Source organism: Streptomyces sp. NPDC042100 (genome assembly GCF_055582325.1).
Window position 1 is genome coordinate 202,791 of the sequence record NZ_JBVJDK010000007.1, and the last position, 18,017, is coordinate 220,807.

An 18,017-nucleotide genomic window follows, 5' to 3' on the forward strand; every position below is an offset into this window, starting at 1 on the left:
ACGGCCCCGGCGCGGCGGCGTCCCGGCCCGGGCCCCCGGCGTCCCGAGACGGCGGCGCGCCCAAGCCTGAGGTGCGGGATCCGCAGAGGGGACGGGGGGTTGCTCATAGCATTCGGCCGCCGCTCCGCGCCGTGCGGAGCGGCGGCCGAACCGATGGGGAGAAGACGATGAGCGACCTTCCGATGCCGCGTCCGCGGCGGCGCGCACTGCTGTCCGGAGCCTTCGCGCTCGGTGCGGGAGCGGTTCTGGGGACCGCCCTGCCGGGGACCGCGCGGGCCGCCGAGAGGGCGGCGCTCGCCGGGCCGGTGATCTCCGGGTGCGTGGCCTGGGGGGCCAGGGAGCCGAGCACCCCCGTCAAGCTGCTGGCCACCGGCCCGCAGAAGATCATCGTCCATCACACCGCGAGCCCGAACAGCACCGACTACTCCCAGGCGCACGCCTTCGAGCTGTCCCGGTCGATCCAGGCCGACCACATGGACGCGCGCGGCTGGATCGACTCCGGCCAGCACTTCACGATCAGCCGGGGCGGCTGGATCACCGAGGGGCGGCACTCCAGCGCCGCCGCGCTGGCCGCCGGGACCCAGCAGGTCGAGTCGGCGCACTGCACCGGCCAGAACACCGTCGCCGTCGGCATCGAGAACGAGGGCACCTACACGACGGTGGACCCCCGGTCGGCCCAGTACGCGAAGCTGGTCGACCTCTGCGCGCACATCTGCGAGCAGTACGGGCTGCGCGCCTACCAGATCTTCGGGCACCGGGACTTCAACAACACCGAGTGCCCCGGCGACCGGCTGTACGCGCTGCTGCCGCAGCTCAGGGCCGACGTCGCCGCCCGGATCGGCGGCAGCCCGGCGTGGCCCGGCTGGCCGGTGGCGCGGCTCGGCGACACCGGGGAGCGGGTGAAGTCGCTCCAGCACCTGCTGAACTCGCGGGGCGCCGCGATCGTGGCCGACGGCTCCTTCGGGCCGGCGACGGAGAGCGCGGTACGGGCCTTCCAGACGACCAACCGGGCCGGAGTCGACGGCGTGGCCGGCAACCAGACCTGGCACCAACTCGCCACCCCGCTCGCGCGCGGCGCGCAGGGCGACCCGGTGAAGGCACTCCAGGGCCAGCTCAACGCGCGCGGCCAGTCGCTCGTCGTCGACGGCGGTTTCGGTGCGGGGACCGAGACGGCGGTGCGGGCGTTCCAGACCTCGGCGAGCCTGACGGCCGACGGAGTGGCGGACGCCCGCACCTGGAGCCGGCTGCTGGCCTGAACCCGTCCCGTCCCTGGGTACGCGTCCCGGAAGTGTCCCGAGTGGGCGCTGGGACCTACGCATTCGCCAGGCGGCATGGTCAGGATTCCGCTGGGCCGAAAACGGCGGCGGCCGAACGAGCCCACCGAGCTCCACCCGTTCCACCGTTCGCACCACCCGGCAGAGCCATCCGGAAGAGCCACCCGGCAGAGCCAGCCGGCGGTGCCACCCATCAGAACCAGCCACCCGACCAAGGGAGTCACGACATGCGTCGCATCCGCAGCACCACCCTCACCGCGGGCGCCCTCGCCCTCGCCGGTGTCGCCGCCACCTGTGTGGCGCTGGCCCCGGCCGCGTCCGCCTCGGCCCAGGCGTGCACCGTCTCCACCCTCACGACCGGTGAGTACGAGGCGCAGGGCACCATCGTCACGAAGGCCTCCAGCGGCTGCGGTGACCTGAACCTGACCTACTCGTACAACTCTGGCAGCCGCACCTACGACCACTACGCGGGCCGCTACAAGAAGTCCTCCGGCTGGGTCACCGGCTCGAAGCGGTACGTCCAGGCCTACGACGGCAACCACAGCGTCAACGACTCCACCTACTGGCTGATCACCGGCCTCTCCGCCGGCACCCAGTTCAGCGTCTCCAGCCTGCTCGACGGCGGCGACACGGTGCGGATCACCCACTGATCCACTGACCCGCTCCCCAGCGGATCGGCAGTACGCCGCGGGGCCGCCGGCAGGACGGCCCCGCGGCGACCGGACCACCGAGAAGAGGACACGAGACGCCGTGAAGAAGAGGCCGGTCACGTCGGCGATCCTGGGCGCCGTCCTCGCGGCGGGCGCCCTGACGGGCTGCGGGGGCGGCTCGCCGGGCCTCGCCTCGGCGTCCCTTCCCACACCGGCGGGGCCCGTACGGCCGCCGACGGTGGAGGAGGGGCTGCCGAGGGACGTCACGGCCATGCTGCTGCCCGCCACCGGCCCGGACAGCAGGCTGGCCCAGGGACTCGACGGCTTCGCCCAACTGGTGGGCGAAGCGCGGCTCCAGGAGTGCGCGCGGCAGGCGGGCGTGCGGCCCCCGGAGGTGCCGCCCCCGGCGTACATCGGCTGGTCCGACCTTCCCGACCTGGGCTTCATCGGACGGCACGGCCTCACCATGAGCGTCCCCGCCCTGCCGGAGCCGGGTCCGTCCGAGCGGGCGGCGACGGGCCGGACGGACCGGGCGGCGCAGCAGCGCTGCGAGGCGGAGGGCCGCGCCGCGACGAGGGAGTTCAAGGAGATCTACTCGCCGCTCCAGTCGCTGTGGTGGCCCGAGGTCTCGGCCGTCCGCGACGACCCGCGCGCCCGCGGGGCCCTGCGGACGCTGCCCGGCTGCCTCGCGCGCTACGGGGTCGAGGTCGAGGACGAGGACGGCTTCTTCGCCCTCGTCGACCGCACCGTCCAGGGCATCGAGGACGGGGCGGAGGCGGCCCGCGCCGACCGGGGCCTCGGGGCGGCGTACGCCCGCTGCATGGCCCCGGTGGAAGCGGTCCGCGAACCCCTGCGCGCCGCACGCCGCACCGCCTTCGCGGCGGCGCACCGGGAGGAACTCGGATCGCTGGAAGGCCGGTTGGTGCCGCGCATCCGGGAGCTGGAGCGGCGGCACGGCCTGACCTTCGGGTACCCGGTCCCGTGAGGCGCGAGGAGAACGCACCGCCCGCACCACCCGCAACACACCAGAAACGACTCGAAACGAGAGGGATCGCACCATGCTCCGATCGTCCGGTCTGCGCGAGCAGAGCGCCCGGATCGCCCTGTTCCTCGCCCTGACCATGGCCCTGTTCGTCCAGACGGGCACGCCGGCGCAGGCGTTCGCGGGGGCGGCGTACCACCTGCAGAGCTCGGGCAACCGAGGCAGCGACGTCGTCGCCCTCCAGTACCTGCTGGGGGCGCACGGCCAGTCCGTGACCGCCGACGGGGTCTTCGGCTCCGGAACGGCGACCGCCGTCAAGTCCTTCCAGAGCTCCCAGGGCCTGACGGCGGACGGCGTCGTCGGCCCGAACACCTGGGGCAAGCTCGTCTCCACGGTGCGCGAGGGCGACAACGGCTCGGCCGTGAAGGCCGTGCAGTACCTGCTCAACGCCAAGCGTTCGGCGGGCCTGACGGTCGACGGCGCCTTCGGCCCGGCGACCGCCACGGCGGTGAAGACCTTCCAGAGCCACGCCGGGCTGTCCGCCGACGGCGTCGTCGGCCCCGACACCTGGCGGAACCTGGTCTGGCACTACGAACTCGTCAACTTCACCCACATCTGCGACCAGAACCCGGACGGCAACGCCACCGCGAACTGGGCCACCGCCGCCGCCGTCGGCCAACTGGAGGCCGCGGCGGCGTCGTTCGCCGCGACGGGCCAGGGCAAGGTGCCGATGGGCGACGCGGGCTTCGAGCACGGCGGCGACATCCCGGGCCACGCGAGCCACGAGGTCGGCCTGGACATCGACATCTGGCCGATCCGCACCGACTCGGCGCAGTGCTCGGCGGGCCGGATCACCTGGCAGTCAGGGACCTACGACCGGTCGGCCACCCGCCAGCTCGTGCAGGCCATCCGCGCGGCGGCCCCGGGCCACATCGAGGTCGTCTACTTCAACGACCCGACGCTGATCTCCGAGGGCCTGACCACGCAGTACCCGAACCACGACAACCACCTGCACGTCCGCTACCGCTGACGCGGACCGGCACAGCACGCGAAGGAGAGACATGCGCAGACGCCTCCCGGCGCTGATCGCCGCGGTCGTCGCCGCGATGGTCGCCGTCCTGCTCGGGCCGACCACCGCGTCGGCCGCCACCTGGCCCGTCATCGCCAACGGCGACAGCGGGGCGCAGGTGACGACGGTCCAGCACCTGCTCAACCACCGCGGGTACACGACCACGGCCGACGGCCAGTTCGGCCCCGCCACCGAGACGAAGGTCTCGGCCTTCCAGAGCGCCAACGGCCTCACCGCCGACGGCTCGGTGGGCCCGCTGACCTGGCCCAAGCTCGTCGCCACGGTGCAGAGCGGCAGCACCGGCAACGCCGCCAAGGCCGCCCAGACCCAGCTGAACCGCTACGGGTACGGGCTCGCCGTCGACGGCGACTTCGGCACCGCGTCGACCAACGCCGCCAAGGACTTCCAGTCCAAGCACGGCCTGACGGCGGACGGCATCGTCGGCCCGAACACCTGGAACGCCCTGGTCGGCGGCTCCGGCAGCGGCGGGGGCGGCACCAACCGCGCCCAGCTGGCTGCGTCGATCGACAGCAACTCCCGTATCTCGCTGCTCACCTACCACGTGAGCGGGGTCGTCGACGCCGACTCCACGGCCCAGGCGAACATCACCGACACGAAGAACGGCACCACCGCCGAGACCAGCAACTACAGCGACGTCGGCGAGCGCGAGGTCTGGCTCTCCACGGCCATGCTCAACGGGATGCTGAAGCTGGCCACGGAGCGGGGCTACACCTTCCTCGTCACCGAGATCGCGGGCGGCGACCACTCCTCGAACTCCAACCACTACAAGGGCATCGCGTTCGACGCGGACAACATGTCCGTCAGCAACGCCACCTTCGTCAGCGCCTGCCGCGCGTACGGCGCGACCGAGGCCCTGGACGAGGGCAACCACGTGCACTGCGCCTGGCAGTAGCCCCGCCCGGCCACCCGGCCACCCCCCCCAGCGGCCGACGCCCACCCCCCCCGGGCGTCGGCCGCGCCGCGCTACTCGTCCCCGGGCCCGTCGGCGTCCGACCGGCGCTTCAAGTCCTCGATCTCGGCGTCCAGTTCCTCGGCGCTCAGCCGCTCGACGGAGGCGCCGTGACGGGCCGCGAACTCGTCGGCGGGCTCCGGGTGCCTCTCGTGCAGAGAGAGGATCAGGACGGCACCGCTGTCGGGGACACGGGCGTTGAGAGCGATCACCGCCTCGCCGCCGGCCTCCAGATTGTGCTGCTCGGCCGCGTTGCCCAGCAGCGCCCCGGCGGTGAACCCCAGCAGCGCCCCGACCGGCCCGCCGAGCAGCCCGAGCGCGAGCCCGGCCGCACCCCCGCCGACCGTGGCGGCCCCCGTCCCGCGCACATGCGCGTCGAGCACCTCCAGCTCCCCGTCGGCCTGCCGGGCGACACTCACCTCCTGCCGGTACCCCGGCAGATGCTGCGCCTCCCGGAACGCGTCGGCGCAGCGCTCCGGGTCCTGGAACGTCAGCAGCAGGACGTTGTCACGCGGTGAACTCTCCACGGCCCGAGCCTAACCGCGCGCCCGGCCGATCCCTGGCCGCCCGCCGTGGCCGAACGGGTGAGGTCGGACCGCTCAGCGGACGGGGCGCAGACGCCGTTTCGGGGTGTACTGGGACTCACGCACGAGGTCGGGGGAGGCACCGCCGGTCGTGCCGTAGCGCCAGGCGACGAAGTCGGACCCGCACGCCTCGTGGGACGCCTTCTCGTCGAGCCGGGAGGGGGCGGTGACCAGGCGCCCGTCCTGGACCGAGAGAAGGGTGGCGGTGGTCTCGCAGTGCCGGCCGCGCGTGGAGTCGATGACCCGGACGACGGCGTCACCCGGCCGTCCCCGCCGGATGACGACGACGAGCCCGTCCCCCGAACTCCAGACGTTCGAAAGACGCGGGGGCACCTCCTGGGACGCGTCCGTGCTCCGGTCGAACAGCAGGGGGTTGCCGTCACCCTGCCACCAGCCGAGGACCCGTTCCGTCTCCCGGGAGAGCAGGAGGTAGTCCGGCAGACCGCACTCCTCGGGGGTCAGCCCGGTCGGCGTGCTGCGGGTCACGGTGAACCGTCCCATGCCCAGCTCGTCCCGGGTGCGGCCGGCCAGCGCGGCCTCGCCCGTGCAGATCGCGGTGAGGGTCGATGACACGAACGTGCCGGCCCGGTCCCCGACCTCCGTCGCGTTCCCGATCTCCAGGTGCAGCATGAGGGGCGCCGTCCGAGAGGTCCACACCCCGGCGAAGGGATGCGGATCCGTCGTCCCGTCCGACGGCCCCCGCAGATACGAAGGGCCGGTCCCGACCGCCGCGTAGCCGACCACGCACGCGAACGCGAGGGCGGCCCGGAGCACCCGGCGTCCCCGGCGCGGCAGCACGTCCGGGGCGGGCCCGCGCCGCCGGACGACGTGCACGGGCAGGGGGCGGAAGCGGTCGGCCGAGCCGGTGCCCGGGCTCGCCCGCAGGATCGTCGCCGCGTCCTCGTCCAGGCGCGCCAGCAGCTCCCGGGGCAGCCAGGCGCCGCCCAGCGCCTTTCTGGTCCTGGCGAGCACGGCGTCCACCGATGGACGCTCGTCCGGATCCTTCGCCAGGCACTCGTGGACCAGCTCCGCGACCGATTCCGGGACGCCGTCGATGTCCGGGTCCTCGTACGCCACGCGGAACAGCAGCCCGTGGACGCCGGGGTCGCCGGTGCTGAAGGGGGCGCGGCCGGTGGACGCGTACGCGAGGACGGAGCCGAGGGCGAACACGTCGCTCGCGGTGGTGACCGCCCCGCCGCGCGCCTGCTCGGGCGACATGAACTCGGGCGAGCCGATCAGCATCCCGGTCCGGGTGAGGTCGCTCTCGGACGACAGGGCCGAGCGGCGGGCGATGCCGAAGTCGATGACCCGGGGGCCGTCGACGGTGAGGAGGATGTTGGAGGGCTTGAGGTCGCGGTGGATCAGCCCGGCGGCGTGGATGGCGCGGAGCGCGAGCCCCAGGCGATGGGCGAGCACGAGGACCGAGGCGGCGGGCAGCGGCCCGAGGCTGCCCTCGACGGCCGCCCGCAGCGAGGGGCCGGGTACGTACTCGGTGGCGACCCAGGGCACGTCGGCGTCGGTGTCGGCGTCGAGGACCCGCGCGGTCCACTCGTCGCCGACGAGCCGCGCCGCCCGGACCTCACGCGCGAAACGGCGGCGGAACCGCTCGTCCGCCGCCGCCTCGGGCCGCACGAGCTTCACGGCCAGGGGCCGCGCGTCGGGGCCCTCGGCCCGGTAGACCACCCCCATACCCCCCGCCCCGAGCCGCCCCACGAGCCGGTAGGGGCCTATGAACTCCGGGTCGTCCGCGCGTAATCCGTCCACCGCGGCATCCTCGCACAGGGCCGGTGGGGCCACCCGGAGGCCGCCTCCTCAGCCCAGCACCCCGCTCGCCCACAGGGTCGGCGGGACCGAGACCGCCGCCGCGAGCCAGAAGTCGTAGCGGCGGGGACGGTAGAGCCGCTGGGCCAGGCGACGGAGCCAGGCGGGGGAGCCGGTCTCCTCGAAGGAGCGGTCGAGCATCGCGTTGCGGAACAGGCCCAGGAAGGCCAGCGCCCAGGACAGGCCGAGGAGGGCGGTCGCCGCCACGCGGGCGACGGTGAGCGCCGGCCAGCCCGTCGCGTCCTCGGCCAGGCCCGCGCCGGCCACCAGGGCGATCGAGGTCATGCCCGCGCCGATCCAGGCCCAGTTCGCGGCCGGCAGGCAGACGTCGAGCTCGGTCTTCTCCAGGCGCTCGTGCCGGGCCAGGCGACGGCACAGCTCGCGCTCCTCCGCGCACTCCTCGGGCGGGGGGTTGTGGCCGATCAGGCGCCCCAGGGGGAGCAGCCTGCCCACGACGTACCAGTTGGGATCCACGGACCGGGCTTTCGTGACGAGGGTCGGGGGGAGGGGGTGGGGCGGCCGCCGCGGGTGCGCGGCGGCCCGCCCCGGGTGGCGCCTAGCGGCGGCGCCGGTTGTTCCACAGGGTCTGGCCCGCGGCGTAGTACGTGCCGAACGCGGTGTACCGGGCGTCGTAGCGGCCCCAGCGGGTCGCCTTGCCCGCCGCCGAGCGGTAGCGGTTGCCGGCCTTGGCGACCGCGCGCTTCGTCGAGCTGGTCGTGCGGACGCGCGCCTTCTTGGCCGCGCCGTACGCCCGCTTCGCCTTCTTCGCCTTCGACGCCATCCGCAGCGACTTGCCCGCGATGCCGATGCCGGGCAGCGTCATCGCGGCTCCCACGTAGTCACGGGAACGGATCGAGCGGTACGCGCTGTACGCGTTCAGCCCGAGCGCGACCATCCCGAGACCGGGGACGAACATCGACGCGACGGAGGCCACCGTCGCGATGGTACCGATGTTCCGCTTGACGAAGCCGCCGGCCTTCTTGGCCCACTTCGGCATCCCCCACTTGCCGTCCAGGTCGAACATGTTGACCGGGTCGGCGTTGACGTAGTCGTAGGGGTTCGCGTTGCCGCCGTAGACCGGGTCCGTGGACAGGAAGCGTCCGGTGGACGGGTCGTACAGGCGGACGCCCATCAGGCTCAGACCCGTCAGGGTCTCGCCCGAGCGCTGCTTCCCGCCGAGCCAGCCGTACCTCGGCCGCTGCTCCTGCCCGGCGCGCGGCACGCCGTACTCGTCGGTGTCCAGCGCCACCGGCGCCACCGAACCGTCCAGCGGGAGCTGGAGCGCCACGTCGCCGTGGATGTCCGTCAGCTGGAGCACCGTGTCGCCGGACTTGCCGGTGGTCGCGGCGAGGTCGCCCGACGCCGAGTCGACGTTCCTGGTCAGGGCGCCGGACGCGGTGTCCTCGACGATCCAGCGCGGGTTGTCGCCGTCCGAGTCGTAGTGGTTCCGCTTGGACTTCTCGCGCAGCCAGGTGCCCGCCGCGTCCCGGTCCACCGTGAAGGAGCGGAACCGGTGCGCCGCGTCGAGCAGCCAGGTCTGCCGCCTGCCGCCCGAGGTCTGCTGGTACGCCAGGTCGTTCGCGTAGTAGCCGACCGTGCCGTGACCCGGCACCGACGTGGTGCGCCCGAAGGCGTCGTAGACGTACCCGGGCTCGGTGATCCGGCTGGCGCCGTCGTAGCCCGTCCGGGTCGTCGTGCCGCCCGCCGTGGTGCAGTCCGCGCCCTTGGCCGCGGCGGCGGAGGTCAGCGAGGTCCGGTGGGTGCGCTTGTCGAAGCCGTAGGCGCGCGTGGTGCACACCGACTCGACCGTGTCCTCGACCCGGGTCAGCCGGCCCGTCGTGTCATAGCCGTAGCTCTGCTGCGACCAGCCGGAGTGCTGGGTGACCTGGCCGTGGATCGACTCGCTGACGGTGTCGGAGACGAGCTCCAGGCCGTCCCGGTCCCGGGTGTAGACCCGGCTGCTCGCCGTCCCGGTGGGATCCTCCTTCTGGGTGAGGGTGTAGCCGCCGGGCAGCCGCTCGCTGGTGACCCCGCCGTCGGCGTCGTAGCGCGCGGAGAAGGTGCCCGCCACCGAGTCCGTCGTGGACGTGGCCAGGCCGCGCGGCTCGACGGAGGTGTCGTAGGCGTACGTGACCGTCGACGGGACCGAGTCGCGGACCTCCACGGGCCGGCCGAGCCGGTCGTACGAGGTCGTCGTCGCGCCGCCGTCGGCGTCGGTGTACGAGACGAGGCGGCCGAGCGTGTCGTACGCCTTGGTGATCGTGCCGCCGGTCGGCGACACCGTCTTGACCTCCCGGCCGGACGCCGGGTCGTAGACGGTGGTCGACTCCGGCACCGCCTGGCCCACGCCGCCGGTGACCTTGCTGGTCACCGGGCGGCCCGCCGCGTCGAACGTGGTCGTCGTGGTGCGGGTGACGCCGTTCGCCGTCTCGGTGACCTTCGCCGGCTGGCCCCACCAGTTGTACTCGGTGGTGGTCGTCGGCAGCTCCGCCGGATGGCTGGTGCCCGCCGTGCCCGCCGGTCCGACCGAGCAGAGCTGGTCGGCCCACTCCGGCCGGCCCGCGCAGGCGCCCGAGCCGGCGGCGGACCAGTACGAGGTGACCCGCGCCGCCGCGTCGGAGCCCGACGAACCCGGCGGGACCTCCTTGGTCTTGCGGCCCTGCTCGTCGTACTCGGTACCGGTGGCCAGCGCGAGGCCGCCCGGGTCCTGGACCGACCGCGTGGGCAGGCCCTTCGTCCAGTCGTACGCGGTCTCCGTGACCCTCGTGTCCGCGAGGACCTCCGGGTGCGCGCGGACCTGCGCGCCGCTGGTGCTGCGGGTGACCTGGTCGCGGATGCTCGCGGACCCGTCGGTCGGACGGCCCGCGTCGTACTCCTTGACCGTCCAGCTCCGTGCCGTGACCGACTCGCCGGCCGCGGTGTGGACGGTGCCGCCGGACTTCAGGTCCGTCGTCAGGTCCACCCGGTGCAGCGGCCCGAGCTCCTCCAGCTCCCGGGTGCCCGCCCGGTCGTAGACGGAGCGGGTGGCGAGCAGCTCGGCGCGCTCCGGGCCGGGCAGCCCGGCGATGCCGAGGTCCGCCAGCTGCTCCCGGTCCGCCGCGTCGGCGCCGAGCGCGAGTGCCCGGTTGGCCGCGGACAGCTCGCGGACGGCGTTGCCGTTCTCGTCGTGGTCGGCGGCGCTGATGTGGCCGCCCGGCTCGGCGGTGTTCACCTCGCGGCCCGACACGTCCAGGTAGCGGACGGTGGCGCGGTGGTAGGCGGCCTTGGCGAGCTCGCCGCCGGCGTGCGCGGACGGCACGGCGTCGGCGGGCAGCACGGCGGTCGCGTCGGTGGGCGCGGACAGCTGCCCCCAGGCGGCGACGTCCCGTGCGCCCATCGGGTACGGGGCGCGGTCCCCGGTCAGCGGCACGCCGTAGACGACGCTGGTCGCGGCGGTGCCGTCGACCCGGTCGGCGCTGCCGGGCGCGAGGGCCGGGCGGGAGGCGCGGAGCAGCTTGCCGTCGCCGGCGGTGGCGTCCTGGCCGCCGCTGCCGTAGGCGAAGGTCCAGGGCTGCTCACCGGGCGGGGTGAGACCGGTGACCCGGCCCGCGTCGTCGTAGTCGTACGCGGTCTTGAGGGCGGGCGAGACCAGCGGGTTCCAGGTCTCGCGGAGCCGGCCGCGGGTGTCGTAGCGGTAGGTCTGGACCGTCTTCGCGGTCGCCGCGGCGGCGCCGGGCTCGGTCGACCAGAGCCTGATCTCCTTGACCTGGTCCTTGACGTCGCCGAGGGTGTCGCCGGCGGCGGTGGTGCCCGTCGCGTACACGTACTCCAGGGCGCGGCAGCCCCGGGTGCCCGGCGTCGAGGTGCAGGCGGCGGCGGTGGTGGCGGAGCTGGGCGCGACGACCCGCCTGGGGCGGGCGAGCTTGACGCCGTCGACGGTCACGGTCTCGGAGACCACGGTGGTCGCGGAGGCGGCGAGCCCGTTGAGCAGCGTGGACGACACCTGCCAGGTCGGCGCGGTGGCGTCGGCCCGGGTGAAGGTGGTGACGGTGCCCTCCGGGTCGGAGAGCGTGAAGGTGCCGGTCACCGCGCCCCGCAGGACGAGGTCCTCGGCACCCGGTTCGGCGACCCAGCCGTCGCGGGCCGCGTTGGCGGTGAAGTGGATCGGGTCGCCCTCGGCGTCCACGACGTCCACGGCGGTGTCGGACAGGCGGCGCAGGTAGGCGTAGTCGGAGTCGGTCGTCTCGGCCGCGGTGCCGGCCACCCATTCCTTGCCGAAGATGGGCGCCTGGCCCGCCTGCTTGGCGCCCGCGTCGGGGCGCCGGGAGGAGGCGGAGCGGTTGACGGACAGGTCGAACGCGGAGACGTCGCTCGCGGAGAGCGCGTAGTCGCCGGTGAGCAGGTTGACGCTGCCGGGGCCGACGTCGGTGGTGGCGGCGCCGCTGGCGTTGCGGTCGACGACGACCGTACGGGGCGCGGTGCTGCCCTTGGCGCCGCCGGGTCCGGTGAGGTCGGCCTTGAGCTGGATGGTGCCGTCGGGGTCGACGGTCCGGGTGGCCTCCCAGGAGAGCTGCCTGTTCTTGCCGCCGGTCAGCGGCACGGGCCAGGTCACGCCGCCGGACTCGGCACCGCTGACGTGGGCCGGGGGTATCGGCTGCCAGGGGTCGGCCTCGGAGCGGCGCCAGGAGAACGAGACCTGGTCGAAGACGCGGCCGTCGGCGTGGGCGACGAGCGGCACGCGGCGGACGATCCGGGTGCCCTCGGAGGGCTGGGCGACGCCGCCGGGGCCCGCGTCGAAGGTGTACTCGGCGGCCTCGGAGCGGTTGTCGGCCTTGTCGACGGCCCGGACGCGCAGGGTGAGGGTGCCGTCGGTGGCGGGGGTGACGGAGAGGTTCGCCGCCGAGGCGCTCGTGTGCGAGACCTTGGTCCAGGTGGTGCCGTCGAGGGACCATTCCAGCCAGTTGACGTCGGCCGAGGCGGGGGTCACGGCGAAGGTGCCGGCCTTGCCCGCGCCGCCGGCCCAGCGGTCCGCCGGGTAGTCCTTGGACGTGATCGAGACGGGCGCGGAGGGGGCCCGGGTGTCGACGGTGAAGGTCTTCCACGCGGACCACGACGTGTTGTAGTGCGTGCCGTCGTAGGAGTTGCTGCGGAACTTGTACGTGCGCCCGTCGGTGAGCACGCCCGCCGGGACGGTCACCGCGGCGGGCTGCCCGGAGGCCACGTACGGGGAGACCAGCAGGCCGCCGACCTGCTGGTCGGTGACGGAGTCGAAGATCTGGAAGGTGGCGTTGACCTTGTCACCGTTCTTGTCGGTGATGGTGTCGCGCAGCACCGGCCGCACCGTGTTGACCATGTAGGCGCCGCCGTACGAGAAGTACGGCGGACCGGCTTCCTGCTTGGTGCCGATGCCGGGCCGGTAGTTGTACGTGACGGAGAGCTTCGGCGGGTTCTGCGCGGCGTTCGCGGAGTTGACCCGCTTCCACTGCGCGACCTCGGTCTCCGACGTGGCCCGCAGGCCCATCCCGGAGGTGGCCTCCCTGGCCGAGGCCCACTCCTGCACCAGCGTCTTCACGTCGGCGGTGATCCAGCCGTCGGGCTGGGTGGAGCAGCCGGGGTTGCCGGTGGTCTGGGTGGAGGTGGCCCGCTTGGCCGTCCAGGCCGGCTGGGCGGTCCAGCGGGAGGCGGTGGACGCCTTGCCGGTCGCCCAGACCTCCCACGGGTGGGCCTTGCAGTCGGTGTTGGCCGAGTGGAAGTTCCACAGGGACAGTGTGGCCGAGGAGATGAGGGAGTCGGCGATCGGCGCGGTGTTCCAGGTGATGAAGGAACGCGCGGTGCGCGGCGTGCCGTTGGCGTTCTTGGTGCCCGGGTTGCCGAGGTCGAGCTCGGTGTCGGTGGACCAGTCGCGGGTCTCGCCCTGCTGCACGTACGTGTCGAAGACGTTGCCGAGGCTGCCGGTGGAGGGGTCCACGGTGACCGGGTACGTGGTGGCCGGGTCGGCCAGGAACGCCGCGTCGGGGGTGAGGACGAGGTCCACGCCGTCGTCGGTCCTGACGACCTTCATGGCGACGGGGGCGCGGCGGGTGTGCTCGCCGGAGACCGGGTCGGTGGAGGCGTCCCACATCAGCGGGGCCGGCATCACCGCCTGGCGCTTCTTCTCGCCGTCGACGAAGAGGAGGCTGCCGTCGGGCTGTTCCTGGACGTCGAGGCCCTGGGTGCGCAGCGGCAGGGTGTACGTGTAGGCGTCCGTGTCCGGCCGCCGCTTGATCTCGACGAACTGCTCGAAGCCGGTGCGGGTGGCGTCGACGATGACGTCGGCGCCGGGGACGGCCTCGGGGTAGCGGGCGCGGGTGCCGTTGAGCCGAGGGGCGGGCAGGGCGCCCTTCCACTGGAGGGTGATCTGCTGGTCGCCCTCGCCGAGGGTGACCAGGTCGTGCGCGGGGGCCTGCTGGGCGGCGCTCAGCGAGCGGGGCTTGGCGCCTGTGCCGCCGGCCGAGAGTTCCAGGCCGTGGGGGTGGGCGACGGGCTCGATGTCGCCGTCGGGCGCCTTGCGCAGCCGTACGTCCACGTCGGTCCAGGCGCCGTCGCGCTCGAACCGGACGGGGCCGCCGAAGAGTTCGGAGGTGAGGCTGCCGTCGGGGTTCGCCCAGGTGGTGGACGTCTCCGAGCGCTCGGACAGCGCCTCGACCTTCTTGCCGGACAGCTTGGCGGCGGTCCGCGCGGAGGCGAGGTCGGCCGCCTCGGTGACGGCGGTGGCCGAGGGGTCGCGCTCGGCGGCGAAGGCGGCGCCGCCCTCCATCAGGCCGGCGGTCATCAGCAGCGCGAGCGTGCCCGCGAGGTGCTTGAGGCTCCGCCCCGTCCATGGTCTGTGGCGCTCGGTCGCGCGATCCAGCGGGTGACCCAAGGTCATGAGGCCTGTCCATCCATTCGTTCGTATCGCGGGCAGGAGGTGCCCCTATGGGGCACCAAATACTCACAAGATGCTTATTACGACTGGAAGGGGCGTTACTTGATCTTCATCAACTTAAGGACCTAGGGCCCTAACGAGGACTAAAGTCCTTAAAACTGGACATACGCACCCAGTTTCGAGGGTCAGGAAAGAAGCCGGAACTCCCCTTGACCCGTCAGGAATTCGCCAGCGGGACGATCACCCCTGGCGGGACGAAGGTCACCCGGCTAGCGTCACCGATGGTGCGTCAGTGCCACCAGGGCCAAAAGACCATCAGGGACACGGGGGTGTCGACGATGTCGTTCGACAGGGAATGGGCCACGGAGAAGGCGACCGTGGCGATGCGGCTGAACCAGGTCGACAACACCGGCGGCGGGACGCCGGCCAAGGGCTCCGCCGACTACGTGGTCGAGGACGAGGACCTCGGCGACGTCGGGCACGCCGCGTACGGCCTCTTCAGCGGACTCGAACCGGCCGGCAAGCACGCCACCGCCGCCAGCGAGAGCGCGGGGAGCAGCCTCACGGGCGACGGCCTCGCCTCCGGCGCCGCGCTCACGGAGCTGACCACGACCTGGGACACCCAGGTGAAGACCCTCCTCCAGGCCTGCGCCCACATCTCCAACCACCTCGCCCACACCAAGCGCTCGAACAAGGCCGAGGACGTCTGGATCGCGGCGCAGCTGCGCAGCGTCGGCCCGCCCGCCGAGGGCGCGGACGGCTCGGTGCCCGCCTCCCAGATCGACAGGTACTTCCGGTAAGGAGCCGATCCCGCCATGCCCACCTTCGAGCAGCTCCTGAACGCGCGGCTCGGCCCGATGGACGCCGCCGCCACCCAGTGGACCGAGATGATCGCCAAGCTCACGGCGCTCCGGACCGACGCGGGGGCGATGAAGTCCAAGGCCGACGCGTCCACCTGGCGGGGCGAGAACGCCACCGTCACCAAGGCCTTAGTCGGCAAGACCGCGAAGGAGTTCGGCGACGCCGTCGCCGAGGCCGAGTCCGTACGCGACCTCCTCAAGGACGCCCACACGCTCCTGAAGACCGCCCAGGACGACCTCAAGGCCACCTACGAGAACCCGCCGCCCGGCATCACCATCTACCCGAACGGGGTCCTCAGCCACCGCGTCCACCCCGACCGGCGGCCCGCCGGAAGCACCGAACCCCTGGCCACCCAGGCACAGTTCGACGCGCTGCGCGGCAAGATCGAAGGCATTCTCCAGCGCGCCACCGAAGCCGACGAGCTGTGCGCGTGGGGCCTGCGCGCACTCGTCAGGAACCACCCGAACGACTTCGCCGAGAAGGGCCCCCACGACATCGCCGGGGCCAAGCGGCAGCGCGAGGACGAGAAGCGGCAGGGCGAGAACGGCCGCGAGGCGGCGGGGCTCTACGCCCGCTGGGACTACCTGGACGACAAGGAGCGCGCCCGGCTCCTGGAGCTCGTCGAGGGCGGCAAGGACGTCCCGGCGTTCACGACCGAACTGATGACGAACCTCAGCTACTTCGGCCGCGAGGACCAGGAGGCGCTGCTGCTGCTCGCCGGCAGCCTGGAGAACGGCGGCCGCGACGGGCAGGTGTCCGCCACCGACGCCCGCCTGTACAAGGCGCTGTCCGCCAGCCTGGCCACCGCCACCGGACCGGACTCCCCGCTCGGCACCCCCGGCGGCGTCCCCGCGAACTGGACCGAGCGGCTCCTCGCCATGGCCCGGAACGGCAACGGCCTGCCCGACCGGCATCCCGGGGCGCTGCCGGGCGGCGCGACGGGCTGGAACGAGCTCACCGGCCTCATGGCCGCGGACGCCGGTGACCCCCCGTACGACCCGAAGGACCCCAAGGACAGCCAGTTCCGCAAGGACAAGGACGACCCGGTCTACAGCGAGGCGTTCCTGACGCAGGTCGGCAACGGCATCCGCGAGTGGGAGACGAACCACGAGAACGCCTACGACGGCGTCATGGAGCACTGGCAGGGCACCCAGCAGGACCCGATGAAGGGCCTGCTGAACGCGATGAGCCGCAACCCGGGCGCCGCCACGCACTACTTCGACCCGAACGCCACGGACAACCTGAAGTACTTCCTGGAGGACCGGAAGTGGCCGGGCGCCGAGGTCCAGGACAGGATGCCCGAGGACACCCAGCGGAGCTCGGCCCGCGCCGAGTTCGCCGCCGCCGTCGACGCCGCGGCCACGGGCCGGGCGCCGGGTACGGACATGAGCCCCGTGGGCACCCGTCACGACGGCGCCGAGAAGGCGATCTTCGAGCGGATGCTCGCCGAGTACGCCGAGGAGACCAGGAAGAACCAGAGCGCCGTTCCCGTCTCCCTGCGCATGGCCATGGGCGAGATGATCGGCTCCTACGGCTCGGACGTGAACGAGATCCTCGGCAAGAACATGGACAACCCCACCGCCTTCAACGGCCTGACCGTCTCGCGCGGCGACCTGACCCGGATCATCCGCTCGGCCGCCGAGGACCCCCAGGCCTTCGGCGCGATCCACGCCTCGCAGACCGCGGTGATCGCGCAGGGCCTGGACCGCTTCCCGGTCGAGTCGTACCGCACGGAGGACCCGGCGATGCGGGCCTGGGTCACCCAGTCCTCGTCGGTCCTCGGCACCCTCGACGGCGTACGCGGGGACGTCATCTTCGACATCGGGCAGGCGAAGAAGGACGCCAACGCCTGGAACAAGATGATGAACTACCACATCATCGGGGCCCCCTTCACGGGCATCCCCTGGGCCGGTGACGCGATCCAGCGCTCGATCGACGTGTCGACGGCCGACTACATGAACGGCCTCAACGCGAAGGTGGACGCCGACACCCGCAACAACATGATCAACCACTACGACAACGGCCAGCGGCAGATGCTCACCATGCTCCGGGAGACGGCGACGCAACGGGGCCTCGACCCCGCGCTGTTCGACGACGGCCCGAAGGAGTTCGAGCACGGCCTCCAGCGGACCGCGCAGGAGTGGTACCAGATGGGCATCAAGGCGGCGGACCTGCACATGGGGGAGCGCTACTGATGCCGCCGAAACGCTTCGTCATCCCCGCCGCCACGGCCACGGCGGCAGCGGCGGCCCTGGCGGCCTACCTCCTCTGGCCGGCCCCCTCCCCGGAGCAGCCGGGGCAGGCCCTCTGCTTCGGCTCCCTGTCCCCGGCGACGGCGGCACTGATCGACGACGGCCAGGGCGGCGCGGTGAGCGCGGCGGAACGGGAGAAGAAGGGCGAGGGCGACCACGCCGTCTTCAGGATGTGCCTGCTCCAGCGCGCCACCGCGGCGAGCGACGGCACGCCGAGACAGGTCTACTCCCTGATCGTCCAGGACACCAGGACCCCGGTGACCACCCGCGCGGGCGCCACCCCCCTCCCCGCCGGCACCACCGGCTGGGCCCTCCCCGACGCCGGCGAAGCCCAGCTCCCGCCGGGCTGCGCGGCCCGGATGGGCTCGACGGCGCCGTACGTCACGGTCACGGTCAGCGCACCGTCGCAGGCGGAGGGGAAGAGCCCGGTGGACCGGCGGACGGCGATCGGCAACGTGAGCAGGATCGTCACGGAGTCGGCGGGGAACCTGGCGCGGCTGGCCGGGTGCTGAGGCCCACCGTCGCGAGGAAGGCGGGGGTGGGGGCGTGCAGACGGCTGCCCGCGTACCGGGGGAAGTAGGCGACCCCGGTCGCCCCGAACGTCGCGAGCACCTGGTCGGCTGGGATGTCGATCAGCACGGGTCGGCCGTCCTACGGATGTCCCTGGGTCT

The 18,017-nt window shown here is 73.1% G+C and carries 12 protein-coding genes; 8 read left to right on the top strand and 4 right to left on the bottom strand.

Annotation, left to right across the window (positions count from 1 at the left end; all coding sequences use genetic code 11):
• Positions 1-167 precede the first annotated feature (167 nt).
• The 5 genes from ACZ6J5_RS17930 (at position 168) to ACZ6J5_RS17950 (ending at position 4,888) form a co-directional block, all read left to right on the top strand.
• On the top strand, positions 168-1,256 hold the full coding sequence (locus ACZ6J5_RS17930; protein WP_469392504.1) for a peptidoglycan recognition protein family protein: 1,089 nt from the start codon (positions 168-170) through the stop codon (positions 1,254-1,256).
• A gap of 245 nt (positions 1,257-1,501) precedes the next feature.
• Positions 1,502-1,924: a hypothetical protein gene (locus tag ACZ6J5_RS17935; protein ID WP_469392506.1), complete on the top strand. Its 423-nt coding sequence runs from the start codon at positions 1,502-1,504 to the stop codon at positions 1,922-1,924.
• A gap of 100 nt (positions 1,925-2,024) precedes the next feature.
• Positions 2,025-2,909, top strand: a complete 885-nt coding sequence (locus ACZ6J5_RS17940) for a hypothetical protein (protein ID WP_469392508.1) — start codon at positions 2,025-2,027, stop codon at positions 2,907-2,909.
• A gap of 73 nt (positions 2,910-2,982) precedes the next feature.
• Positions 2,983-3,936, top strand: coding sequence for a peptidoglycan-binding domain-containing protein (locus tag ACZ6J5_RS17945; protein WP_469392510.1), 954 nt, complete (start codon positions 2,983-2,985; stop codon positions 3,934-3,936).
• A 31-nt stretch (positions 3,937-3,967) separates the two neighbouring features.
• Positions 3,968-4,888 carry a peptidoglycan-binding domain-containing protein gene (locus ACZ6J5_RS17950; RefSeq protein ID WP_469392512.1) on the top strand — a complete coding sequence of 307 codons (921 nt, stop codon included), beginning with the start codon at positions 3,968-3,970 and terminating at the stop codon, positions 4,886-4,888.
• Positions 4,889-4,959: 71 nt separating this feature from the next.
• On the opposite strand, the gene ACZ6J5_RS17955 is transcribed toward ACZ6J5_RS17950, so the two are convergent.
• The 4 genes from ACZ6J5_RS17955 to ACZ6J5_RS17970 form a co-directional block, all read right to left on the bottom strand.
• Positions 4,960-5,472 (bottom strand): hypothetical protein, encoded by a 513-nt coding sequence (locus ACZ6J5_RS17955; protein ID WP_469392514.1) that lies wholly within the window; start codon positions 5,470-5,472, stop codon positions 4,960-4,962.
• Between the two features lie 72 nt (positions 5,473-5,544).
• Positions 5,545-7,293, bottom strand: coding sequence for a serine/threonine-protein kinase (locus tag ACZ6J5_RS17960; RefSeq protein WP_469392516.1), 1,749 nt, complete (start codon positions 7,291-7,293; stop codon positions 5,545-5,547).
• A gap of 48 nt (positions 7,294-7,341) precedes the next feature.
• Positions 7,342-7,824, bottom strand: a complete 483-nt coding sequence (locus tag ACZ6J5_RS17965) for a hypothetical protein (protein ID WP_469392518.1) — start codon at positions 7,822-7,824, stop codon at positions 7,342-7,344.
• An 82-nt stretch (positions 7,825-7,906) separates the two neighbouring features.
• A complete protein-coding gene (locus ACZ6J5_RS17970; protein ID WP_469392855.1) occupies positions 7,907-14,140 on the bottom strand; it encodes a DNRLRE domain-containing protein in 6,234 nt (2,077 codons plus the stop codon).
• A 431-nt stretch (positions 14,141-14,571) separates the two neighbouring features.
• On the opposite strand from ACZ6J5_RS17970, the gene ACZ6J5_RS17975 reads away from it, so the two are divergent.
• From ACZ6J5_RS17975 to ACZ6J5_RS17985, 3 genes are read left to right on the top strand one after another with little or no spacing between them, the layout of a single operon-like run.
• Positions 14,572-15,033 (top strand): hypothetical protein, encoded by a 462-nt coding sequence (locus ACZ6J5_RS17975; RefSeq protein ID WP_469392520.1) that lies wholly within the window; start codon positions 14,572-14,574, stop codon positions 15,031-15,033.
• Between the two features lie 15 nt (positions 15,034-15,048).
• Positions 15,049-17,289, top strand: coding sequence for a DUF6571 family protein (locus ACZ6J5_RS17980; protein ID WP_469392522.1), 2,241 nt, complete (start codon positions 15,049-15,051; stop codon positions 17,287-17,289).
• Positions 17,289-17,858: a hypothetical protein gene (locus tag ACZ6J5_RS17985; protein ID WP_469392524.1), complete on the top strand. Its 570-nt coding sequence runs from the start codon at positions 17,289-17,291 to the stop codon at positions 17,856-17,858. The genes ACZ6J5_RS17980 and ACZ6J5_RS17985 overlap by 1 nt, the downstream gene beginning before the upstream one ends.
• Positions 17,859-18,017: the final 159 nt, after the last annotated feature.